Source organism: Metaclostridioides mangenotii, from assembly GCF_017873185.1.
Classification (GTDB): Bacteria; Bacillota; Clostridia; order Peptostreptococcales; family Peptostreptococcaceae; genus Metaclostridioides; species Metaclostridioides mangenotii.
In genome coordinates this window covers 1180216-1201366 of record NZ_JAGGJX010000001.1, presented here as the reverse complement: position 1 = coordinate 1201366, position 21151 = coordinate 1180216, and the positions used below count along the sequence as shown (strand labels likewise).

The following is a 21151-nucleotide window of genomic DNA, read 5'->3' as shown; positions in this document are numbered from 1 at the left end:
GGTAAGGGTTTGAAAAAAGTTAATCGAGTTAGTAAAAAGAGACTTGTTCTTGTGCTCGTTTTGGCGTGCGTACTATTTTTTGTTTTAGTTCTTAGAACTGGGTATCTTCAACTTATAAAAGGAGATTGGCTCACATCAAAAGCTATGGAGCAACAGACGAGAGATATTCCAATAGAGCCTAAGAGAGGTACTATATACGATAGAAATATGAAGGAAATGGCAGTAAGTGTAACAAAGTATACGGTTTGGTGTAAACCAGTAGAAGTAAAGGATAAAAAAGGAGCGGCTGAAAAAGTATCTAATATTATAGACGAAGATTACAAAAAAGTTTACGATTTAGTTAATAAAAAGAATATGGCACTTGTAAAAGTTAAGAGATGGATTGATGACGATAAGGCAAAGGAAATAAGAGATGCTAAATTACCTGGAATTTGGGTTGCTGAGGACAATAAAAGGTACTATCCTTATGGAAATTTTGCATCATATGTACTAGGGCATACTTCAGATGATGCTACAGGGATTGCTGGTATTGAGATGCAGTACGACAAAAAACTTAAAGGCAAGGATGGAAAGTTAATAGTTAGTACAGATGCTTCAGGTAGAGAGATTCCACAGGGGATGGAGAAGTACTATGAACCGGTACAGGGAAATGGATTGGTACTTACAATAGATGAAGCGGTTCAACACTACTCAGAAAAAGCAGCACAAAAAGCTTATGAACTAAATAATGCAAAGAGAGTAACCGTTATTGCAATGGATCCTAAAACAGGAGATATACTATCTATGGCATCAAAACCTGATTACGATCCAAATGATTCTAGAACACCGATATACCCATATTATGAAGATGAATTAAAAAAATACAGCGATAAAGATAAGATAAAAGGGTTATTCCAAATGTGGAGAAATCCGGCTGTAAATGATACATATGAGCCAGGATCTACATTTAAACTTCTTACAACTTCAATTGCAATAGAAGAAGGAGTAGTTAAGGACGGAGAAAAGTTTACATGTACAGGAAGTGTAACCGTTGGTGGAAGAAAATTAAAATGTTGGAGACACTACAGACCTCATGGTTCGCAAACTCTTGAAGAAGCAGTACAAAATTCTTGTAACCCGATTTTTGTTGAACTAGGGACTAGAGTTGGCGTTAAAAAGATGTACCATTATTTAGATGCTTATGGATTGATGGATAAAACAGGAATAGATCTTCCGGGAGAAGCAAAAGGTATTGTTTATAATCAAAAAAATGTAGGTCCTGTAGAACTTGCAACAATGTCATTTGGTCAATCGATATCAGTTACACCTCTTCAGCTATTGACTGCTATATCAGCACTAGGTAATGATGGACAATTAATGCAGCCTAGATTAGTAAAGTCGTACACAGATAATAAAGGTAATGTAACAAAAACGGTAAAGCCGAAATTAGTAAGAGAGGTAATTCCAAAAGAGTCGGCAAATAAAATGATGGAAATAGCGGAATCAGTTGTAAGTAAAGGTTCTGGTAAAGCAGCTTATATACCAGGATATAAAATAGGTGGAAAAACTGGTACAGCTCAAAAAGTTATAGATGGAACATATGCACAAGGTAAGTATATCTGTTCATTTGTAGGTATTGCCCCGACAGATGATCCGAAGATAGCCGTTATAGCTATTGTAGACGAACCTAATGGCGTAAGCGCATTTGGTAGTACAACAGCTGGACCGATAGTAAAAGAAGTACTTGGCGAATCACTGGAATACTTTGGAGTGAAGCCGGTTTATCAAGGTGAAGAGAAGAAAGAGTTTGAAAAGAAAGAGACTAAAATCCCAGATATTAGAGGTCTGGCAATTGAAGATGCAGTTAAAGTGCTTGAAGATTCAAAGCTTAAGGCTAATTTAGATACTGATATTACTATTCCTAAGGGAGCAAAGGTAAAAGATATTTTCCCAAAACCAGGTGTAAAAGTATATGAAGGATCAAATATAACAGTCTACACTTAAAGTTGTAACAAATTGGGCTGTCTAGGTTAAAATTTTAATCATTTTCAAAATTATTCCAAATTTTTTATATCATTATTGTAATATTATAGAAAAATTTGGAGTAATTTAGTAAAAAAGTAACAGATAATTAACATATCACTATAAACACCTTCAAAAATTGATAAATATAGTATATAATTAAAAAGTTAAGAGTTTATCGTAGGGCAATGTATATATCGGTATACATTGCCTTTTATTGCTAGAGAATATAGAAATTAGTAAGGAGGAATATTAGGCGTGAATATGTTAACCATAGAAGAGTTAGTAATAGCAAGCGATGGTAAACTAGTATGTGGAGAGCCTACAGATACTATTGCTGATATTGTCATAGATAGCAGGGAAGCAAAAGTTAATAATGGTTTTGTAGCAATTATAGGCGAGAATTTAGATGGACATACATTTATAAATTCTGCAATTAAACAGGGTTGTAAAACTATCATAAAAAATAAAGATTATGAAATAGATCTAAATGACAAAAATATAAATATAATAGAAGTAGATGATACTACTCTGGCGCTGGGAACTATGTCAAAGTTCTATAAAGAAAAATTTGATATAGATTTTATTGGTGTCACAGGTAGTGTTGGTAAAACTACGACTAGAGATATGATATACTCAGCGCTATCTTCAAAATTAAATGTATTAAAAAATCAAAAAAATTTAAACAATCATTTTGGAGTACCGCTTACATTATTTAAATTGGACGATAGCCACGATTGTGCAGTTATAGAGATGGGTATGTCACATTTTGATGAAATCAAATACTTAGCAGATATTGTAAATCCAAGGATTGGGGTTATTTCTAATATTGGATTATCTCACATAGAAAACTTAGGATCTCAAGAAGGAATACTAAAAGCAAAAATGGAAATTTCATTAAACTTCGATGAGAATAATATACTAATAGTAAATGGTGACGATAAGTATTTATCTACACTAAAAAACAAAAAATTACCGTACATATTGAAAACATTCGGTTTTGAAGAAGACAATGACGTGTATTGTGAGGAATTTACTTTAGACGAGAAAAGCACAAGATTTACTTGTGTTATAAATGGCAAAAAACATGAAATATTTATACCTATAATGGGGGAACATAATATATATAATGCCATGGCTGCTATATTAGTTGGACTCAGCCTAAATCTATCCATAGAAGATATGAAAGAAGGTCTTAAAAATTTTGAAGGAACTAAAATGAGACTAGATATTGATGACAATGGCGATTATGTTGTGATTAATGATTCTTACAATGCCAGCCCTGACTCAATGTCGGCTGCGCTTAAGATATTAGGAAGATACAAAAAAAGAAGGATAGCTATTTTAGGTGATATACTTGAAATGGGTGACTTTGTTGAAAGTGGACACAGATCAGTTGGAAAATCAGTAGTTGAAAATTCTGATGTTCTTATAACTATAGGAAAAGATTCCGACTATATAGGAAAAGAGGCACTTGATCTAGGTTTCGATAAAAAAAATGTGCATCATTTTTCTAGTAGGGATGAGGCAATAGAAAACCTAGATGATATACTTAAAAAAGACGATGTAGTACTAGTTAAGGCTTCGAGAGGAATGAAGCTTGAAACTGTGGTAGAATATATAAATAATAAATAGATTTTATTATCTAAAAGTTGATATATAACTATTAAAATATTCAATGAAAGATATTAAGAAAGATAATAAATATCAAACAATAAATAACAATTGACAATTAACTTTAACTTAAAATATACGAAGTTATGACAAGGGAGAGGAGTTTAATATGTTAGGAATAACAGAGCTTACGTATACGTCGATTATATCATTTCTAATAGTGATAATATTAGGACCAATATTTATACCTATGCTTTCAAAATTTAAATTTGGGCAGACAGTTAGGGACGACGGACCACAAACACATTTAGCTAAGAATGGGACACCTACAATGGGTGGGGTTATAATGATCTTAGCGATACTTATAACAGGACTTACAAGAAACAGAGTGAGTAGCGATATGGCAATAGGACTTTTGTGTATCACTGGCTTTGGATTTGTAGGATTTTTAGACGATTTTATAAAAATAAAAATGAAGAGATCTATGGGGCTTAGAGCTTATCAAAAGATAATACTTCAAGTTGCATTAGCTTTTTATATTGCATACTATCAGTATACTTCTTCACCTGGAGCTACTCAGCTAATTATTCCTTTTACAGATTTATTTATAAACTTAGGAATATTCTATATACCTGTGATGATGTTTGTTATCATTGGTACTGTTAATGCTGTAAATCTGACTGATGGATTGGACGGACTAGCATCAGGGATTACACTAGTAGTATCTGCATTTTTCATGTTGTTTGCTGTAACTATATCAGCAAACACTGAAGTCGCCGTACTAGCCGCTGCAACAGTAGGAGCGTGTTTAGGATTTTTAGGATTCAACTCATATCCTGCAAAAGTATTTATGGGAGATACTGGATCTATGGGTCTTGGTGGCGCAGTAGTTGCATTTGCTGTACTTACAAACTCAGCTTTATTGATACCAATCGTAGGTGGTATATACTTTGCTGAGGCTATATCGGTAATACTTCAAGTTGGATCATTTAAAATGACAGGAAAAAGAATATTTAAAATGGCTCCAATACACCACCACTTTGAGCAATGTGGTTGGCCAGAGACAAGAGTTGTATTTGTGTTCTGGATTGTAACTGTAATACTAGCTTGGATAGGAATAATATCCGTATTTTAGATTTAGGGGGAGTAAAAATGGACTTGGCAGACAAAAAAATATTATTGGTAGGACTTGCTAAAACAGGTGTATCTGTGATTAAGTGTTTAGATAAATTAGGAGCACATGTTGTAGTTAATGATGTAAAAACAAAAGAAGACTTAAAAGATATACTTAAAGAACTAGATTCTTTAAAAAATGTAGAATACATATTAGGCAGTCACCCAGAGAGAATTGAAAATATAGACATGGTCGTAGTGTCACCAGGAGTCCCGCTTGATCTACCTTTTATACAAAAGCTATACAAATTAAACAAAGAAATCATAGGGGAAGTTGAACTTGCATACAGGCTTTCAAAAGAACCCACTTTTATAGGCATAACAGGAACTAATGGAAAAACTACGACTACAACTTTAGTCGGAGAGATATTTAAAAGAGCAAACAAGGACACTTATGTATCTGGAAATATAGGTTCACCAGTTATTGACACTGTTGAAAAAGCAGTTAGGGATTCATATGTAGTAACAGAACTTAGCAGCTTTCAACTCGAAAGTACAAAGGAATTTAGACCTAGAGTTAGTGCAGTTCTAAATATTACAGAAGACCATTTAAATAGACACAAAACTATGGAAAATTACATAACTGCAAAATCTAAAATATTTACAAATCAAACTAAAGATGATTTTTGCATTTTAAACTATGATGATGAAAATACTAAAAATCTAGAAAAGGACTGTGCTGCTAAAGTGATATTTTTCTCTCATAAAGAAAAAATCTCTGGCGGAGTATATTTAGATGAAAATAATAATATAATTATAGATATAGATGACAAAATTATATTATTAAACAAGGACGAGATTAGCTTGCCAGGAATTCACAATCTAGAAAACTGCATGGCTGCGATTGCTATGTCATATGTATGTGGTATAGAAGTAGAAGTTATAAGAGATACAGTAAAAACATTTGAAGGCGTTGAACACAGACAAGAGTTTGTAAAAACTTTAAATGGAGTAAACTATATCAATGATTCAAAAGGTACTAATCCAGATTCAAGTATAAAAGCATTGGAGTCATATAAAAATCCGATAGTATTAATAGCAGGTGGTATGGATAAAGGAAGTAGCTTTGATGAAATGTTAGAAGTAGCTAAAGCAAATGTCAAAGCCATCATACTTATGGGAGAAACGGCCATTAAAATAGAAAAATCTGCTAAAAATAAAGGGATTAATGATACCTATATCGTAAATGATATGGAAGAAGCAGTAAGGATTTCTCATCAGATATCTAAAGAAGGTGATATTGTGCTTCTTTCGCCAGCTTGTGCGAGTTGGGGTATGTATGAGAATTTTGAAGTAAGAGGTCAAGACTTCAAAGATAATGTGCACAATTTAAAATAATCTCTTATCTCGAAACTTACTTAAATGCAAGAATGGAGGTAGGTTTTTAGTTGCCTAGAGAAAAGTTAAAAAAGCAAATAGGAATAGGAAAAGATACTGAGTTCGATGGAGTTATTTTTTATACTACAATGATCTTAGTATTTATAGGAATAATAATGGTGTTTAGTGCAAGCTATATACAGTCTTCATTTAAACACAATGACTCATACTACTTTCTTAAGAAAAATATTGTATACGCTACATTAGGATTTATAGTCATGATGGCTACATCAAAGATAGACTATAGATTTTGGAAAAAGAACGCTAGTTATGTAGGAATTATAGCAGTAGTGTTTTTAGTATTAGTTTTAACTCCTCTAGGAATAGAGGCAAATGGAGCTAGAAGATGGCTTGGTATTGGAGCGCTTACGTTTCAGCCCGCAGAGATTGCCAAATTCGCAACTATATTGCTTACAGCAAAGCTTATAGAAAAAAAGTATGACCAGATTAAGTCACTGACAAAGGGAGTTTTACCGCTCTTAATAGTTCCGTGTGTATTTTTCGCCCTTATTATCCTTCAGCCAAATCTTTCAACTGCTGGAACAGTAATACTCGTTACGTTTGTAATGATATTTGCTGCAGGAATGGATATGAAGATAATCTTTACTATGATTGGGCTTGGCGTGGCATTATTTGCAGTGTTAGTAATTGCTGAACCGTATAGACTTAGTAGAGTTACATCGTTTTTAGATCCGTTTCAAGATCCTCTTGGAAGCGGCTATCAGGTTATTCAGGGACTATACGCATTAGGATCAGGAGGAATCTTTGGTCTTGGTCTTGGACAGAGTAAACAAAAATATTTTTATATTCCTGAGCCACAAAATGACTTTATATTTGCTATAATAGGAGAAGAGCTAGGCTTAATAGGATGTATAGTAGTAATTATGTTATTTATAATATTAGTATATCGATGCGTTAGAGTAGCACTTAAAACAACTAATGTATTCGCCTGTATGGTCGTAATAGGAATAGGGGCGCAAATCGGTATACAGGCTGCACTTAATATTGCAGTCGCAACTTCTTCTATGCCAGCTACAGGAGTTGCACTTCCGTTTATAAGTTATGGAGGTACATCGCTCACCATCTTTATGGGGGCAGTTGGTATAGTACTAAACATCTCAAAGCATGTCAAAATTAATAATTAACAGGGGATGATTAAAGAATGAAAGTTATGTTATCTGGAGGAGGTACTGGAGGCCATATTTATCCAGCGATATCTATTGCCAATAGAATTAAGGACGAATATCCAGATGTTGAAATACTCTTTGTAGGAACAGAAAAAGGAATAGAATCTGAAATAGTGCCAAAGAACGGTTTTGAGCTTAAAACTGTTACTGTTCAGGGTTTTAATAGAAAAATAGATCTTGAGAATATAAAAAGAGTCTTTAGGCTTTTTAAAGGTATGGAACAGGCTAGAAGGGTAATAAAGAAGTTCAAACCAGATGTGGTTATTGGTACTGGTGGATACGTAAGTGGTCCTGTACTATTTAATGCTTCTATGAAAAAAATCCCGACTATAGTTCATGAGCAAAATTCTTTTCCAGGAGTAACTAACAAAATACTAGCCAAAACTGTTACTAAAGTTTTGACTAGTTTTGAAGATTCTCACAAGAGATTTCCAGAATCTACTAGAGAAAAACTTGTTTTTACAGGAAATCCTGTTAGAAAAGAGATACTTATCGCTAGAAAAGATAATGCTAGGAAAAACCTTGGTATAAGTGAAGATAAAAAAATGGTTCTTTGCTACGGAGGTAGTGGAGGATCTAGAAAGATAAATAATGCCATGAAGCTACTTATCGAGAATATGGTATATGAAGATGTAGCTTTTGTATTTGCAACAGGAACTAAATTTTATGATGAATTTATTGAAGAAATAGGCTATATAAATCTAAAGCCTTATCAAAAGGTTGTACCGTATTTAGAAGACATGGCAAATACGCTTGCAGCTAGTGATTTAGTAATAGGTAGTGCAGGTGCGATATCCTTAGCTGAAATTACAGCTCTTGGAAAACCTTCAGTAATAATACCAAAGGCTTATACAGCAGAAAATCATCAGGAGTACAATGCAAAGAGTATTGAAAAGCAAGGTGGAGGTGTTTGCATACTTGAAAAAGAGCTTACACCAGAAAAATTAAATGCTACAGTGTTTAAATTGCTGGGAGACAGAGAAGCGTTAATAGACATGTCTAGAGCGAGTAAAGATATTGGAAAACCAGAAGCTATCGATTTGATTTTCGATGAAGTTATGAAGGTTGTAAAATCAAATAAAAAACAGGATTCTAATTCGAGCAGTAAGGTTAGTAAAGAAGAGAAAAAAGTACAAGAGACCTTTAGCGATTCAAAAACAGAGCCTAAAGTTATCGGAATAAAGAAAAAGTAGATTTATTTAAGAAGGAACAGATCGTTTGATTACCAAGTTAAAACTATAAGTTGTAATTTAAACTAAAATAAAAACTTAAAATAGTACGATAAAATACCCTTAAAATTTACATTAATCAGTTTGTTAAGACTAAGAAATGTGTAAATTTTAAGGGTATTTTTGTGTATTTAAGTGTTTTTAACAAAGAATGGCGCAATATGTCTAAAAATAACGCTCTTTTTTTGTAGGAGTTACAATTACTAAAGTTGTATTTAATTACAGAAGGGAGATGACAAAATGAAAAAAAAGCAAAAAACTAAAAAGAGACTTAATCCAAGTAGGGTAATGATAGTGTTGGTGTTTGTACTAATGTTTTCCTTTTCAATATGTGCAGTACTTGTGAGTGATATTTTTAATGTTAAGTATATCGAAGTAAGCGGAAATGAAAAAGTAACAAAATCAAGTATACTAAATACAATAGGCACAAAAAAAGATAAAAATATATTTATGTACAGTAAAAAAGATATTATCGAAGGAATAAAGAAAAATTCATATATAGATACTGTAGAAGTAGATAGAAAACTACCAAATAAAATTATTGTAAAAGTGGTAGAAAAAAAGGTTTTTGTTACATTAAAAGACGGAGACAACTACTGCTATATAGATAGAGATGGTAATTTATTAGAAGAGCTAAAAGGTACAAATGAGAGTAGAAACGATAAAATTATCGAAATAGATTACTCTATAGAGGACTATAAAACTATAAAGTTTAAGGACCAAAATTCAAAAAATAAATTCTTTTTACTTATGTCTGTTTTAGAAAAATATGGTATGTATAACGAGACAAAGCAAGTAAATATGCAAAAAGATAGCAATATAGACGTGTTGACTAGAGGAAATATAAAAATCTTACTACCTAACGATGACAATTTAGATTATAATATACATAGAGTTAGTAAAGTCGTTTTAGACTTGAACAACAAAAAAATTAGCAGGGGTTCTGTAGACTTAACACAAAACAAATACGCAGTTTATAGTCCAGAATAATAGGATAGTAAGGACGTGGTAGGGTTTGAAAATGAAGTTTTCTAATAAATATATAGTAATAGCATGTGTAGTATTAGGATTTCTGGTCACTTCACAGCTTAAATCTATAAATTTAGAAAATAAAGGTGTTTCGACGAATAGAAGAGGCGAAGAGTTGACAAGTGAGTTGAAATCACTAAATAATAAAGAAGATAAATTAGAAGAAGAGATATTGGAGACTAAGAAAAAATTAGATACATATAAAAATAGCGGGGATGAAGGTGCTCTAAAGCAAGAAATAGATAAATATGAAAGGTTATCTGGATTGACGGATGTCGAGGGAAAAGGTATAGAAGTAACCATAAATCCCATTAATCAAGGCGATAGACTAGCCGATAGCAAAAATATAATGTATAATTATGATTTAATATTGTCTATTATAAACAAACTAAACTCAGCTCAAGCGAGTGCTATCTCTGTAAATGGAAATAGGATTGTTTCAGATACATACCTGCATTTAGAAGGAGATCAACTTTACATAAATGAAAATAAGCTCAAGAGTCCACTGGTAATAAAGGCTATTGGGGATTCAAATACACTAGCGTCGGCACTTAATATCAAATACGGTATTGTCTGGGAAATAGAGCAGCATTACAGTGCAAAGGTGGATATTGATAAGAGCGATAATATAAAAGTAAATTCACATAGTGGAAAAATAAATTTGGCTGGTAAATAAAATATGAAAAATAAATTTGTTGTACTGGGTACATTTATACTTGGAATAATGATCTCTATATTTATAAAATCATTTGATCCAGACAAGATATATATGACTTTAGATCAAGTTGGAAAAATTGAATCTGAAATTGATGCCAAGAAAGAAAAAATTAACTTGCTTGATAAAAAACTGGGAAGATATGAAGAAGATCTAAAAAAATATGAAGATAGAACTAGATCCAAGGAAATAAAAGATGTAATGGAAGATGAACTTTCGAGCTTAAAAGATAGAAGTGGACGAACAGACATTGAAGGGGCTGGCATAATGATTACTATGAACGACAGCGATCGTGACGTAGAGAGTGGAGAAGACCCGAATGATTTAATAATTCACGATATAGATGTTCTTAGGCTTATAAATGATCTTAGGAAATCAGGTTCAACAGCGATCTCGATAAATGGAGAGAGAGTTTTAGGTAAAACTCAGATAAAATGCTCTGGATCAACTATAACAGTGAACGATACTACATATGGTCAACCTTTTGTAATTAGGGCGTTAGGTGATGTAGATGATCTAAATGCTGCGGTTTTATCTCCGGATTCATACGCATATTCGCTAAAGGAAATATACAGCATAAATATTGAAGTTGAGAGTATGAATAATATGAAAATTAAGAGAATTAGTTAATAATTTAAAATTTATTTATAGAAAATACTTAAAAATTTGTATAAAATTTTACAAAACCATTGTATAATTTTACTAGTTTAAGTAGAATAAAGAAGGAGACTAATATGATTTGGATATTATCAAGTCTAGCACTTGGAGTAGCGGTAGGATATTTTGTTCCATTTACGTATCCAATTGACTACACAATATATGTTTCTGTAGCTATACTTGCAATAATGGACTCAGTCTTTGGAGCAGTAAAATCGAGTTTCGAAGATAAGTTTGAGAATATTATCTTTATTACAGGTTTTTTAGGTAATACTCTCTTAGCCGTAATAATGACATATATAGGTGAAAAATTAGGTGTACCACTTTACTATGTGGCTGTTTTAGTTTTTGGGATGAGAATATTTAATAATTTCTCAATAATAAGAAGATATGTGATAAAAACTATAACGAATAAAGAATAATAGTAAATAATTAATTTATTACATAAAGTTATCAATTTAGTATTTATTAAATAAAGTTATAAAATAAGAGGAAAATTTGTATATTTGTGGAATATGAAAAATTATAGAACAACAAAAAACTCAAAAAAATGGTATAATCATTTCATACGATTATTTTGAATCATGATATAAGGAGGTTTATAGATGCTAAACTTTGACGTAGAATTAGATGAAAGTGCAAAAATCAAGGTAATAGGTGTAGGTGGCGGTGGTAATAATGCTGTAAACAGAATGGTTGAGGCCCAACTAAAGGGAGTAGAGTTTATAGCAATTAATACAGATAAACAAGCTTTAGTTACATCTAAAGCTGAATATAAAGTACAAGTAGGGGAAAAACTAACTAGGGGACTTGGAGCTGGGGCTAACCCGGAAGTTGGGAAAAGAGCAGCAGAAGAGAGTAAAGATGAGATAGTTAATTTACTTCAAGGATCAGATATGGTTTTCGTAACTGCCGGAATGGGTGGCGGAACTGGTACTGGAGCAGCTCCAGTAGTAGCAGAATTGGCCAAAGAAATGGGAATACTTACTGTAGGGGTTGTTACAAAGCCATTCGCATTTGAGGGTAAGATAAGAATGAAAAATGCTGAGGGAGGAATCGAAGCATTAAAAGCTAAAGTCGATACCCTTATAACTATACCAAATGATAGATTATTGCAAATAGTTCAAAAAAGTACATCTATGTTAGATGCGTTCTCTATTGCTGACGATGTTTTAAAACAAGGTATTCAGTCAATATCTGACCTTATAGCTGTTGAAGGTCTTATAAACCTTGACTTCGCCGATGTAACTACAATCATGAAGGATAAAGGACTTGCTCATATGGGTATAGGAAATGCAAGTGGAGAAACTAGAGCTGTAGATGCAGCAAGACAAGCTATCCAATCTCCACTACTAGAAACTTCGATAAAGGGCGCAAAAGGCGTTCTGTTAAATGTTACAGGTGGATCTAACTTAGGTCTATTTGAAGTCAACGAAGCTTCGACTTTAGTTATGGAGTCTTGTGACCCAGAAGCTAACGTTATATTCGGAGCATCTATCAAAGAAGATTTAGGCGACGAAATAATGATTACAGTAATTGCAACCGGTTTTGAGGGTATTAGAGATGATGTTATAGAGTCTAAACCAAAATCTAGTGTTAGATCATCTTTAGACACTACAATTAAATCTTCAATCAGAGATATAGATGAGGATGAAGAAATATCAGAAAAACTTGATGATGCTAAAAATACAGATATTGTTGAAGACGACAGTATGGAAATACCAACATTTTTGAGAAGAAGAAGATAGTTCTAACAAGTATTTTTTGTCAGTTGTATATTATAAAAATAATATTTATACTTTACATAAATTATGCGGGTTACGTTCAAGAAACGGTAACCCGTATTTTTTGTAGAAATTTAAGTCATCTTAATAATGAAAAATTACGTTAAATTTTATATAATCATAAGTAAGAATTGATAGGAGGTGAAGCGTATCATTATTCGTATAGCTATATGTGAAGATGAAGAAGAGCAGCAAAATATTTTAAAAAGTCATTTAGATCTAATATTTAAAGAATCTAAATATGACTATGAGTTGTTTGTTTTTAGCTCAGGTGAAGAACTTATGGAGAATTATCCTCGAGAAATAGATATTTTTTTGCTGGATATCTATATGGGAGAGATAAATGGTATTGAGGTAGCTAAAAATATAAGAAAGATAGATCAAGACTGTGAAATTATATTTATTACTTTTTTTCATGGTCATGTCAGGGAAGGGTATGAAGTTAGAGCGTATCGTTATTTAACAAAGCCAGTTGAATTTTTAGAACTTAAGAAACATCTATTGAGTTGTATTGAGAAAATCATTGAGTCAAAAAATAATGAATTAATAGTATTTGATGAGGATAATGTATACAAGATAAGTATAAATTCTATTTTGTACACACAGAATTTAAAAAATGATATGGTAATACATACCTTAAAAAGAGAATTTAAAATTAAGAACAAAATTGATTTAATAGAAGAAGAGCTATTAAAGTATTTTTTTATAAAATGCAAGAAAAATTATATTATAAACTTAAAGTATATATGTTCAGTTAAAGAAAATGTAATTGAGTTAATTAATGGAGAGACTATACCTTTCAATAAAAAAAATGTAAAAGATCTTCAAGAGAAAATAATAAATATGACGTATTAGAGGTAAAGGCATTTATGTATAAATTTGTTTATATTATTGCATATAAAAAATGACGCAGCTAGTCAATATAACTAGATGTGTCATTTTTTATTGCAAAAATTAGGCGCAATAGATTTTGATGGAACTTAATGACAGATTAATAAAGAATTTGTTTTGAATTCGACCATCAAAAGTGACATAAAATTTTATGTTACTATCCTATAATGGATTTATGGAAAAAAGGGGATGAAACAAATGTATTTTGAGTACTATGTTTTAGAAAACCTTATAGTAAATTATATTATTATAAGTTGTACATCTATTCTTACTAAAAAATATAATTCCCTAAAAAATAAAATACTAGGAGCGTCTTTAGGAGCAATATATGCAGTTGCATACCTGTATCCTTCACTTGGCATTCTTTTCACAATACCATTTAAAGTTCTACTTATGACATTTATTATTTTTGTATCATTTAAGCACTACGGTAAAAGAGACTTTATTAAGACATCTTTAGTATTTTATTTGGTGAATGTATTTATTTCTGGGACTACATATTTTATTATTTATTTTACTGGTATAAGCCATATGAAGATATCATTTTTAATAGTATGCGCTTATGCAAGCTGCGAACTTCTTAAACATATTTACAAGGATATCAAGATGATCAAGTATATCGACAATTTGACTAAAAGCATAAGGATAAAAATATTTGACAATGAATTTGACTGTAAGGCTTTAGTAGACAGCGGAAATATGCTTAAAGATCCTTTTAGTAAGAGTGAGGTTGTTATGGTGGATGCAAGTGTCGTTAAAAATATGATGCCTAGTTTTTTAATGGGTGTAGACTATGCTGACCTAGATATCGAAAGAGCAGAAGAAGTAATCCGAGATTTGGACAAAGAGATCTCAAAAAAAGTTAGGTTAATACCTTACAAACATGCAGGAAGCTCAGAATCAAAAATAGTACTTGGATTTAAGGCTGATTATATTGAAGTTGATGACCAAAAAGTCGGAGATATAGTCCTAGGAATTGCAGACTTAGAAGAATCTGATTACAAAGCTATAATGAGCCCAACTTTATTACCAAATATTTAATTATAGGGGGAAAGAGATGTTTAGATTAAAAGAAAAAATAATGAATGTGATACTAAAGATAGGAATTAAGCTAAAGATAATCAAGCCCAAAGGAGTTTACTATATGGGTGGAGCAAACATACTTCCTCCACCATTAAAAGCGCATGAAGAAATTGAACTATTAAAAAAATTAGAAAATGACGAAAGTGTAAAGTCTATATTGATCGAAAGAAATCTAAGATTAGTCGTATACATATCTAGAAAATTTGAAAATACGGGCATAGATGTAGAGGACTTGATATCTATAGGTACAATTGGTCTAATAAAGGCTGTAAATACTTTTAAACTCAATAAAAACATCAAACTCGCTACATATGCGTCTAGATGTATTGAAAACGAAATACTTATGTACCTTAGAAAAAACAACAAGAAAAAGACAGAGGTATCATTCGATGAGCCGTTAAATGTAGATTTAGATGGCAACGAGCTTCTTTTGTCAGATGTGCTCGGAACAGATAATGATGAAATATACAAAATTATCGAAGAAGAGATAGATAGAGACTTGCTTCTTATGGCTCTAGATCGATTAAACGACAGGGAAAAGCAGATTATGGAATTAAGATTTGGTTTAATAGATAAAGGTAATGAAAAAACACAAAAAGAAGTAGCTGGAATGCTTGGTATATCTCAGTCCTACATATCTAGACTAGAAAAGAAAATAATCTCCAGATTACAGAAAGAGATGAAAAAATTTGTATAAAAAGAAATAAATATCTTTTAAAAGTATAAAAAATTGGGAAATGTAAATAATTTCATTAAGTAATACTTTTAAGAGAGGACTGAAATAAATGAAAGTTAATAAGGTTGAGATATGCGGTGTCAACACATCCGAGCTTCCAGTTCTTAAAAATAAGGAAATGAATGAACTTCTTGTAAAAATAAAAAATGGAGATAAAGAGGCAAGAAGAGTCTTTGTAAGGGGAAATTTGCGATTAGTTCTTAGTGTTATAAAGAAATTCAACAACAGAGGCGAAAATATAGATGATTTGTTTCAAATTGGTTGCATTGGATTAATAAAATCCATAGACAATTTCGATTTAAGTCAAAACGTCAGATTTTCCACTTATGCAGTACCTATGATTATAGGTGAGATAAGACGATATCTAAGAGATAACAATCCGATAAGAGTCAGTAGGTCTTTAAAGGACACAGCATATAAAGCACTTCAAGTTAGAGAAAGATTGATAAGTGAAAATTCAAAAGAACCGACAGTTACAGAGATAGCAAAAGAATTAGAGCTGGAAGTTGAATATGTTGTTATGGCACTTGATGCTATACAAGATCCTATTTCGCTATTTGATCCAGTATATCAGGACAATGGAGATGCAATTTATGTAATGGATCAAGTTCAAGATAAAAAAGATACAGATGAAAATTGGCTTCAGGAAATTTCATTAAAAGAAGCCATAAAAAAATTGAATAGCAGAGAGAAGTTAGTTCTAGATTTGAGATTCTATAAAGGGCGTACTCAAATAGAGGTCGCTGATGAGATTGGAATATCGCAAGCTCAAGTATCTCGTATTGAGAAAAACGCACTTAAAAATATGCGAAAGTACGTCTAAATAATTGATGAAAAGCATAGAAAAATAACGTAAAAATAGATTGAAAATGTAGAAAATAATTTTATGAACAAGAAATGACCTGAAAAGGTCATTTTTTTTTATGCTAGTACATATTTATTTTTATAGGAAGGGTGAGTATAATATGATTAGAGTATCTGATATAATGGAGAAGGAAGTAATAAATGTTAAAAATGGAAAAAGACTAGGATATATTACAGACATAGATATGGATGTGTACGAAGGAAAGATAGTATCATTTACTATTTATGGCGATGATAGCAGAAGTTTTTTTTCAAGAGGTGGAGCTGAAGAAGTTATTTTCTGGCATGACATACTTAAAATAGGATGTGATACAATAATAGTAAATATAGGCTCTGAACTTAGCCTCGATGAATTAGAAATTTAATTAACTGAGGAGGAAACCAATGCAATGTCCTTACTGTAAATACAAAGAATCAAAAGTAATAGATTCTAGACATACAGATCCTAAGTCAATAAGACGAAGAAGAGAATGTGAAAGTTGCAAAAAAAGATTTACAACTTATGAAAAAATAGAACTTACACCTCTAATGGTAATCAAGAAAGATAAAAGTAGACAGCCTTTTGATAGAGACAAGATCAAATATGGAATCCTAAGAGCGTGTGAAAAAAGACCTATATCAATAGACAGTATTGATGGTGTAGTCAATAATATTGAAAACGAACTCAACAAAGGTTTTGTTGAAGAGATCGAAGCGACAGAAATAGGCGAGATGGTTATGGATCAACTTAAAAACTTGGATGAAGTAGCTTATGTAAGATTTGCATCAGTTTATAGGCAGTTCAAAGATATAAATACATTTGTAAATGAACTGGAAACAATATTAACAGAAAAGGGTGACTAAAGTGAAAGATTATATTAACATAAACTATATTGATGAAATAAGCGATTCTTTTAATTTAGCCGTAACTTATAAAAGCCTAGATGCAAAATTAAAAGAAGATATGAAAAATGTATGTGACGGATGTGGTTTCACTTTCGAAAATATGACTAGTAATATCCAAATACATTCTGATATAGTCAATGTAGTGGATGAAAGTAGTATTTGTGATAAAGAAGAAGGAGATGCACTTGTTACAAATTTAAAAAATGTACCGCTTTTAATATTTACAGCGGACTGCGTACCTATATCAATTATAGATAATGTAAATAAGGCGATAGGACTTGTTCACGCGGGTTGGAGAGGCACTTATGAACAAATATCTATGAAGACTATAGAAAAGATGCAGGAGCTATATAATTCGAAGCCTGAGGACCTTGTATGTATTATAGGTCCATCGATAGGACCATGCTGTTACGAGGTATCAAAAGATTTAATAGATAAATTCGTTGATAGATTTGAAAAAACTACCGATAATATATACGAAAGTCACGATGAAAGTGTATTTTTAAATTTATGGTCAGTTAACAAATCTATACTTAAAAATAGTGGAGTTAAAGAGGAAAATATTCACGATATGAATCTTTGCACAAGTTGTAGATCGGATGAATTTTATTCTTATAGAAAAGACGACAAAACTTTAGGAAGAATTGGTACAATACTAGAGATAAAATAGGAGGATCAAAACGAATGAAAAATAATAAAGTGCTTGTAATAGACGATGAGAAATATATAGTTGAGCTACTGAAATTTAATTTAGAAGTAGATAACTACGAAGTAAGCTACTCTTACGACGGATTTGATGGATTTATTAAAGCGAAGGAAAATAAACCAGATCTTATTCTTCTAGACTGGATGTTGCCAAATATCAGTGGAATAGAAGTTCTAAAAAAAATTAGAAGCGATAAAGATTTAAAAGACGTGCCTGTTATAATGCTTACAGCTAAAAACATGGAAAACGACAAGGTAGAAGGTCTGGATATAGGTGCAGATGATTATATAACAAAACCATTTAGTATAAAAGAATTAATGGCTAGGATAAACTCAGTTCTAAGAAGATACAATACTACAAGTAGCGATGAGCAAGATATACTATCTGTAGGTGATTTAGAGCTGGATTTAAACAAACATCAAGTTACAAAGGGAACAGAAAAAATAGAACTAACATTAAAAGAGTTTGAGCTCCTTAAACTTCTTATTCAAAATAGAGGGAAAGTACTTTCTAGAAACTATTTACTTGATAAGATTTGGGGATATGAGTATTATGGAGAAACTCGTACAGTTGACGTACACATAAGATATCTAAGAAAGAAAATAGAAGATGAAAATAAAGCAGAAAGATATATAGAGACAATAAGAGGCGTAGGATATAAAATAGACTAAAAATAAGTTTTTTACCGTAGTTGAAATTATAGTAACGACGGTTGAGATTATAGTAACAAAGTTTAAATTGTAGTAATAACAGTTAATATTATAGTTACAATAGTTGGCTATAAAATAGGTCATAATAAGATTTAGAGGTGTATAATATGGAAGAATTAGGTAATATATATATTCTTGTGATGATGCTTTCTGTAGTAGTAGCGATTCTATCATTGAGATACACTTTAATACTTAGAAAATATTTGAGAGAGTTTACGATAGTTTCAAAAAAAGTAAGTAATCAAGAATTTAACGCTAGGTTAAATATATCTGCAAAAGGTGAACTAGGTGAGTTAACTAGAAATTTTAATTACATGATAAAGAATATGGATAATGCGTTTGAGGAAGTTAAGAATAAACACTTACAACTTATATCCATATTACAGAGTATTTCACATGGAATACTCGCTATAGATATAAATGGCAATATTATGTTGATAAACGATGAAGCTAAGAGAATGATAAAAAGCGATCTAGAGTTGCCAGTTGAAGATTACAATATCAATATTATTATTAAAGAAAAGCAAATTCTAAAATCAATACTAAACTTTATGGGATCTAACAAGAGTGAGAAAGTTCAAACCACTACTAAACAAGGGATTGTTTACAAAATCAAGCAAGATCCAATTTATCTGCAAAACTCAAGCAATGTTATGATAGGTTCTATTGTTAATATTGAAGATATAACAGAAAGAGTAAGACTAGAAAATATGCGTACAGATTTTGCAGCGAATGTAAGTCATGAGCTAAAGACACCACTTACTTCAATAAGCGGTTTTGTTGAGACTTTAAAGTCAAATGAAGATATTGATAAGGATACAAGAAACAGATTTTTATCTATTATTGAAGGAGAGTCTGACAGATTGACGAGGTTGATAGATGATATACTATTTATTTCATTCCTAGAAGGAAAAGACGGGGTACCGGTTGAAGAGGTAGTAATGTACGATGTATATAGCGAAATTAAACAAATTACATCACATGCAGCTGAAATAAAAAATATAGAAGTCAATTGTGAATGTGAAGATAAAACACTTTCTATAACTACAAATCGAGATTACTTAAAACAAGTTTTCTTGAATCTGATGGATAATGCCATTAAGTACACTCAAAATAATGGATATGTAAATGTAGAAATTGAAGATGAGGTCGACTTTATATCTATAAAAGTAAAAGATAATGGGGTCGGAATACCAGAAGATGAAGTAGATAGAATATTTGAGAGGTTTTATCGCGTAGATAAAGCTAGAAGCAGGGATGTCGGAGGTACAGGACTTGGACTTGCGATAACTAAGCATATAGCTAAATCACTACAGGGAAGTGTTCATGTAAATAGTAAACTCGGTGAAGGTAGCGAATTTGTGTTTAGTATTCCTAAACAGATGAAAAAGAAACAATAAAAACTATAAATAACAATTAAGATCATAAACAATAGTAATAAAGTGATATAAATAGCAATAGAAAAACATATAAATTATAATATTAAAAAATTTCCTTGATAAAAAGGAAATTTTTTTTGTTTTTTGAACAAACTATATACAAAGGAGTTGAGATAATGGAAGAAAGTTTACTTAGTTCCACTGTATTTAGACAATCGTTACTAGTTTCGGTAGTAATAGGAATTTTATGTAGAGGTCTAGTTTTAGTGGTTAAAAACAAACAATACCCTTCAAGACCTCAAGATTATTTAGAACAAATAATATCTTCTGGACTATCCGCTGCACTTGGAGCGATTGTATTACCTGCAATTTTAGATAAAGAGTACGCGGCGCTTACTTTTTTTGCAATTGCAATACAACAGTTTCAAGGGCTTGCAGATCAAGAGAGGATAACACTTAAAAATACAGACAATGAGGAGATAGTTCCTAAAGGCGATGCGTATGTGGAGGAAATTGCTTCGACATATGAATCGAGAAGTTATATAAGTTTGTTTTCTGCTTTGGCGGCATCTGTTGCTTATATAGGAGTATTTAGAAAATTTGATTCTGGATTCTTAGTTTGCACTATTTCGGCTATTGTAGCAGGTGGAATAGTAGGATTGGTATTTAGAAAGTATCTAAAGAGAAAGAGTTTGGATGAAGTTGCAACCGTAGTACCTGCTAAAATAATTTTCGATGGTCCGCTTCTAAAAGTAAATGATACTGTTATTACTAATATAGGGCTTGATGATATGAAGAAGAAGTACATTGAAAAGGGACTTGCTATTGAGATAAAACCTAAAAATAAAGAAATGTTTGGAATTATAAATGATCTTGGACAGAGACAGGCTATAATACATAATATCTTTATTCATCTCGGTATTGACAAAGACTTGGATGAATTCGATATTGTAGCAATGTCAAAAGTTGACCCGAAAAAACAAACAATAGTAATACCTTATGTTCCTATTTTAAAAGATATGGAAGAGATGATTAAATCAGCTAAAAGTGCTCCTATTTTAGAAATATCAAAAGGCAAAAAAGGATATTTAAAGACAGAAGCAAAGTAAAAGTAAAATAAAACTTAGATGA

Annotated in this window: 21 protein-coding genes; all 21 read left to right on the top strand. The window is 31.5% G+C overall.

The window, feature by feature from the left end:
* The first annotated feature begins 9 nt into the window (after window positions 1–9).
* The 21 genes from J2Z43_RS05835 to J2Z43_RS05735 all read left to right on the top strand — a co-directional run bounded on the left by J2Z43_RS05835 (window position 10) and on the right by J2Z43_RS05735 (window position 21129).
* Window positions 10–1983, top strand: coding sequence for a stage V sporulation protein D (locus J2Z43_RS05835; RefSeq protein ID WP_209456257.1), 1974 nt, complete (start codon window positions 10–12; stop codon window positions 1981–1983).
* A 282-nt stretch (window positions 1984–2265) separates the two neighbouring features.
* Entirely contained in the window at window positions 2266–3636 is a 1371-nt protein-coding gene (locus tag J2Z43_RS05830; protein WP_234926091.1) for a UDP-N-acetylmuramoyl-tripeptide--D-alanyl-D-alanine ligase, read from the top strand.
* A gap of 148 nt (window positions 3637–3784) precedes the next feature.
* A complete protein-coding gene (gene mraY / locus J2Z43_RS05825) occupies window positions 3785–4750 on the top strand; it encodes a phospho-N-acetylmuramoyl-pentapeptide-transferase (protein WP_209456255.1) in 966 nt (321 codons plus the stop codon).
* Between the two features lie 17 nt (window positions 4751–4767).
* A complete protein-coding gene (gene murD / locus J2Z43_RS05820) occupies window positions 4768–6126 on the top strand; it encodes a UDP-N-acetylmuramoyl-L-alanine--D-glutamate ligase (RefSeq protein ID WP_209456254.1) in 1359 nt (452 codons plus the stop codon).
* Between the two features lie 50 nt (window positions 6127–6176).
* Window positions 6177–7310, top strand: coding sequence for a putative lipid II flippase FtsW (gene ftsW / locus J2Z43_RS05815; protein ID WP_209456253.1), 1134 nt, complete (start codon window positions 6177–6179; stop codon window positions 7308–7310).
* A 17-nt stretch (window positions 7311–7327) separates the two neighbouring features.
* Entirely contained in the window at window positions 7328–8545 is a 1218-nt protein-coding gene (gene murG, locus J2Z43_RS05810; RefSeq protein WP_209456252.1) for an undecaprenyldiphospho-muramoylpentapeptide beta-N-acetylglucosaminyltransferase, read from the top strand.
* A 276-nt stretch (window positions 8546–8821) separates the two neighbouring features.
* The gene (locus tag J2Z43_RS05805; protein ID WP_027701475.1) at window positions 8822–9571 is read left to right on the top strand and encodes a cell division protein FtsQ/DivIB; all 750 of its coding nucleotides are present in this window, start codon (window positions 8822–8824) and stop codon (window positions 9569–9571) included.
* Between the two features lie 31 nt (window positions 9572–9602).
* Window positions 9603–10286: a DUF881 domain-containing protein gene (locus J2Z43_RS05800; RefSeq protein ID WP_234925978.1), complete on the top strand. Its 684-nt coding sequence runs from the start codon at window positions 9603–9605 to the stop codon at window positions 10284–10286.
* A gap of 3 nt (window positions 10287–10289) precedes the next feature.
* Complete coding sequence (locus tag J2Z43_RS05795) at window positions 10290–10955, top strand: DUF881 domain-containing protein (protein WP_209456250.1); 666 nt, start codon at window positions 10290–10292, stop codon at window positions 10953–10955.
* Window positions 10956–11059: 104 nt separating this feature from the next.
* Window positions 11060–11404, top strand: coding sequence for a small basic family protein (locus J2Z43_RS05790; RefSeq protein WP_209456249.1), 345 nt, complete (start codon window positions 11060–11062; stop codon window positions 11402–11404).
* Window positions 11405–11587: 183 nt separating this feature from the next.
* Complete coding sequence (gene ftsZ / locus J2Z43_RS05785; RefSeq protein WP_027701478.1) at window positions 11588–12730, top strand: cell division protein FtsZ; 1143 nt, start codon at window positions 11588–11590, stop codon at window positions 12728–12730.
* Between the two features lie 177 nt (window positions 12731–12907).
* Window positions 12908–13621 carry a LytR/AlgR family response regulator transcription factor gene (locus J2Z43_RS15135; RefSeq protein ID WP_209456248.1) on the top strand — a complete coding sequence of 238 codons (714 nt, stop codon included), beginning with the start codon at window positions 12908–12910 and terminating at the stop codon, window positions 13619–13621.
* 225 nt (window positions 13622–13846) lie between these two features.
* Window positions 13847–14698, top strand: coding sequence for a sigma-E processing peptidase SpoIIGA (locus J2Z43_RS05775; protein ID WP_234925977.1), 852 nt, complete (start codon window positions 13847–13849; stop codon window positions 14696–14698).
* A gap of 16 nt (window positions 14699–14714) precedes the next feature.
* Window positions 14715–15437 carry an RNA polymerase sporulation sigma factor SigE gene (sigE, locus tag J2Z43_RS05770; RefSeq protein ID WP_027701481.1) on the top strand — a complete coding sequence of 241 codons (723 nt, stop codon included), beginning with the start codon at window positions 14715–14717 and terminating at the stop codon, window positions 15435–15437.
* 88 nt (window positions 15438–15525) lie between these two features.
* Entirely contained in the window at window positions 15526–16299 is a 774-nt protein-coding gene (gene sigG, locus J2Z43_RS05765; protein ID WP_027701482.1) for an RNA polymerase sporulation sigma factor SigG, read from the top strand.
* 142 nt (window positions 16300–16441) lie between these two features.
* Window positions 16442–16705 (top strand): YlmC/YmxH family sporulation protein, encoded by a 264-nt coding sequence (locus J2Z43_RS05760; protein WP_024621846.1) that lies wholly within the window; start codon window positions 16442–16444, stop codon window positions 16703–16705.
* Between the two features lie 19 nt (window positions 16706–16724).
* Window positions 16725–17183 (top strand): transcriptional regulator NrdR, encoded by a 459-nt coding sequence (nrdR, locus tag J2Z43_RS05755; protein WP_027701483.1) that lies wholly within the window; start codon window positions 16725–16727, stop codon window positions 17181–17183.
* A gap of 1 nt (window position 17184) precedes the next feature.
* A complete protein-coding gene (gene pgeF, locus J2Z43_RS05750; RefSeq protein WP_209456247.1) occupies window positions 17185–17895 on the top strand; it encodes a peptidoglycan editing factor PgeF in 711 nt (236 codons plus the stop codon).
* A gap of 14 nt (window positions 17896–17909) precedes the next feature.
* Complete coding sequence (locus tag J2Z43_RS05745; RefSeq protein ID WP_209456246.1) at window positions 17910–18602, top strand: winged helix-turn-helix domain-containing protein; 693 nt, start codon at window positions 17910–17912, stop codon at window positions 18600–18602.
* A 146-nt stretch (window positions 18603–18748) separates the two neighbouring features.
* Window positions 18749–20041, top strand: a complete 1293-nt coding sequence (locus J2Z43_RS05740; protein WP_209456245.1) for a HAMP domain-containing sensor histidine kinase — start codon at window positions 18749–18751, stop codon at window positions 20039–20041.
* 155 nt (window positions 20042–20196) lie between these two features.
* The gene (locus J2Z43_RS05735; RefSeq protein ID WP_209456244.1) at window positions 20197–21129 is read left to right on the top strand and encodes a YIEGIA domain-containing protein; all 933 of its coding nucleotides are present in this window, start codon (window positions 20197–20199) and stop codon (window positions 21127–21129) included.
* The last annotated feature ends 22 nt before the right edge of the window (window positions 21130–21151 follow it).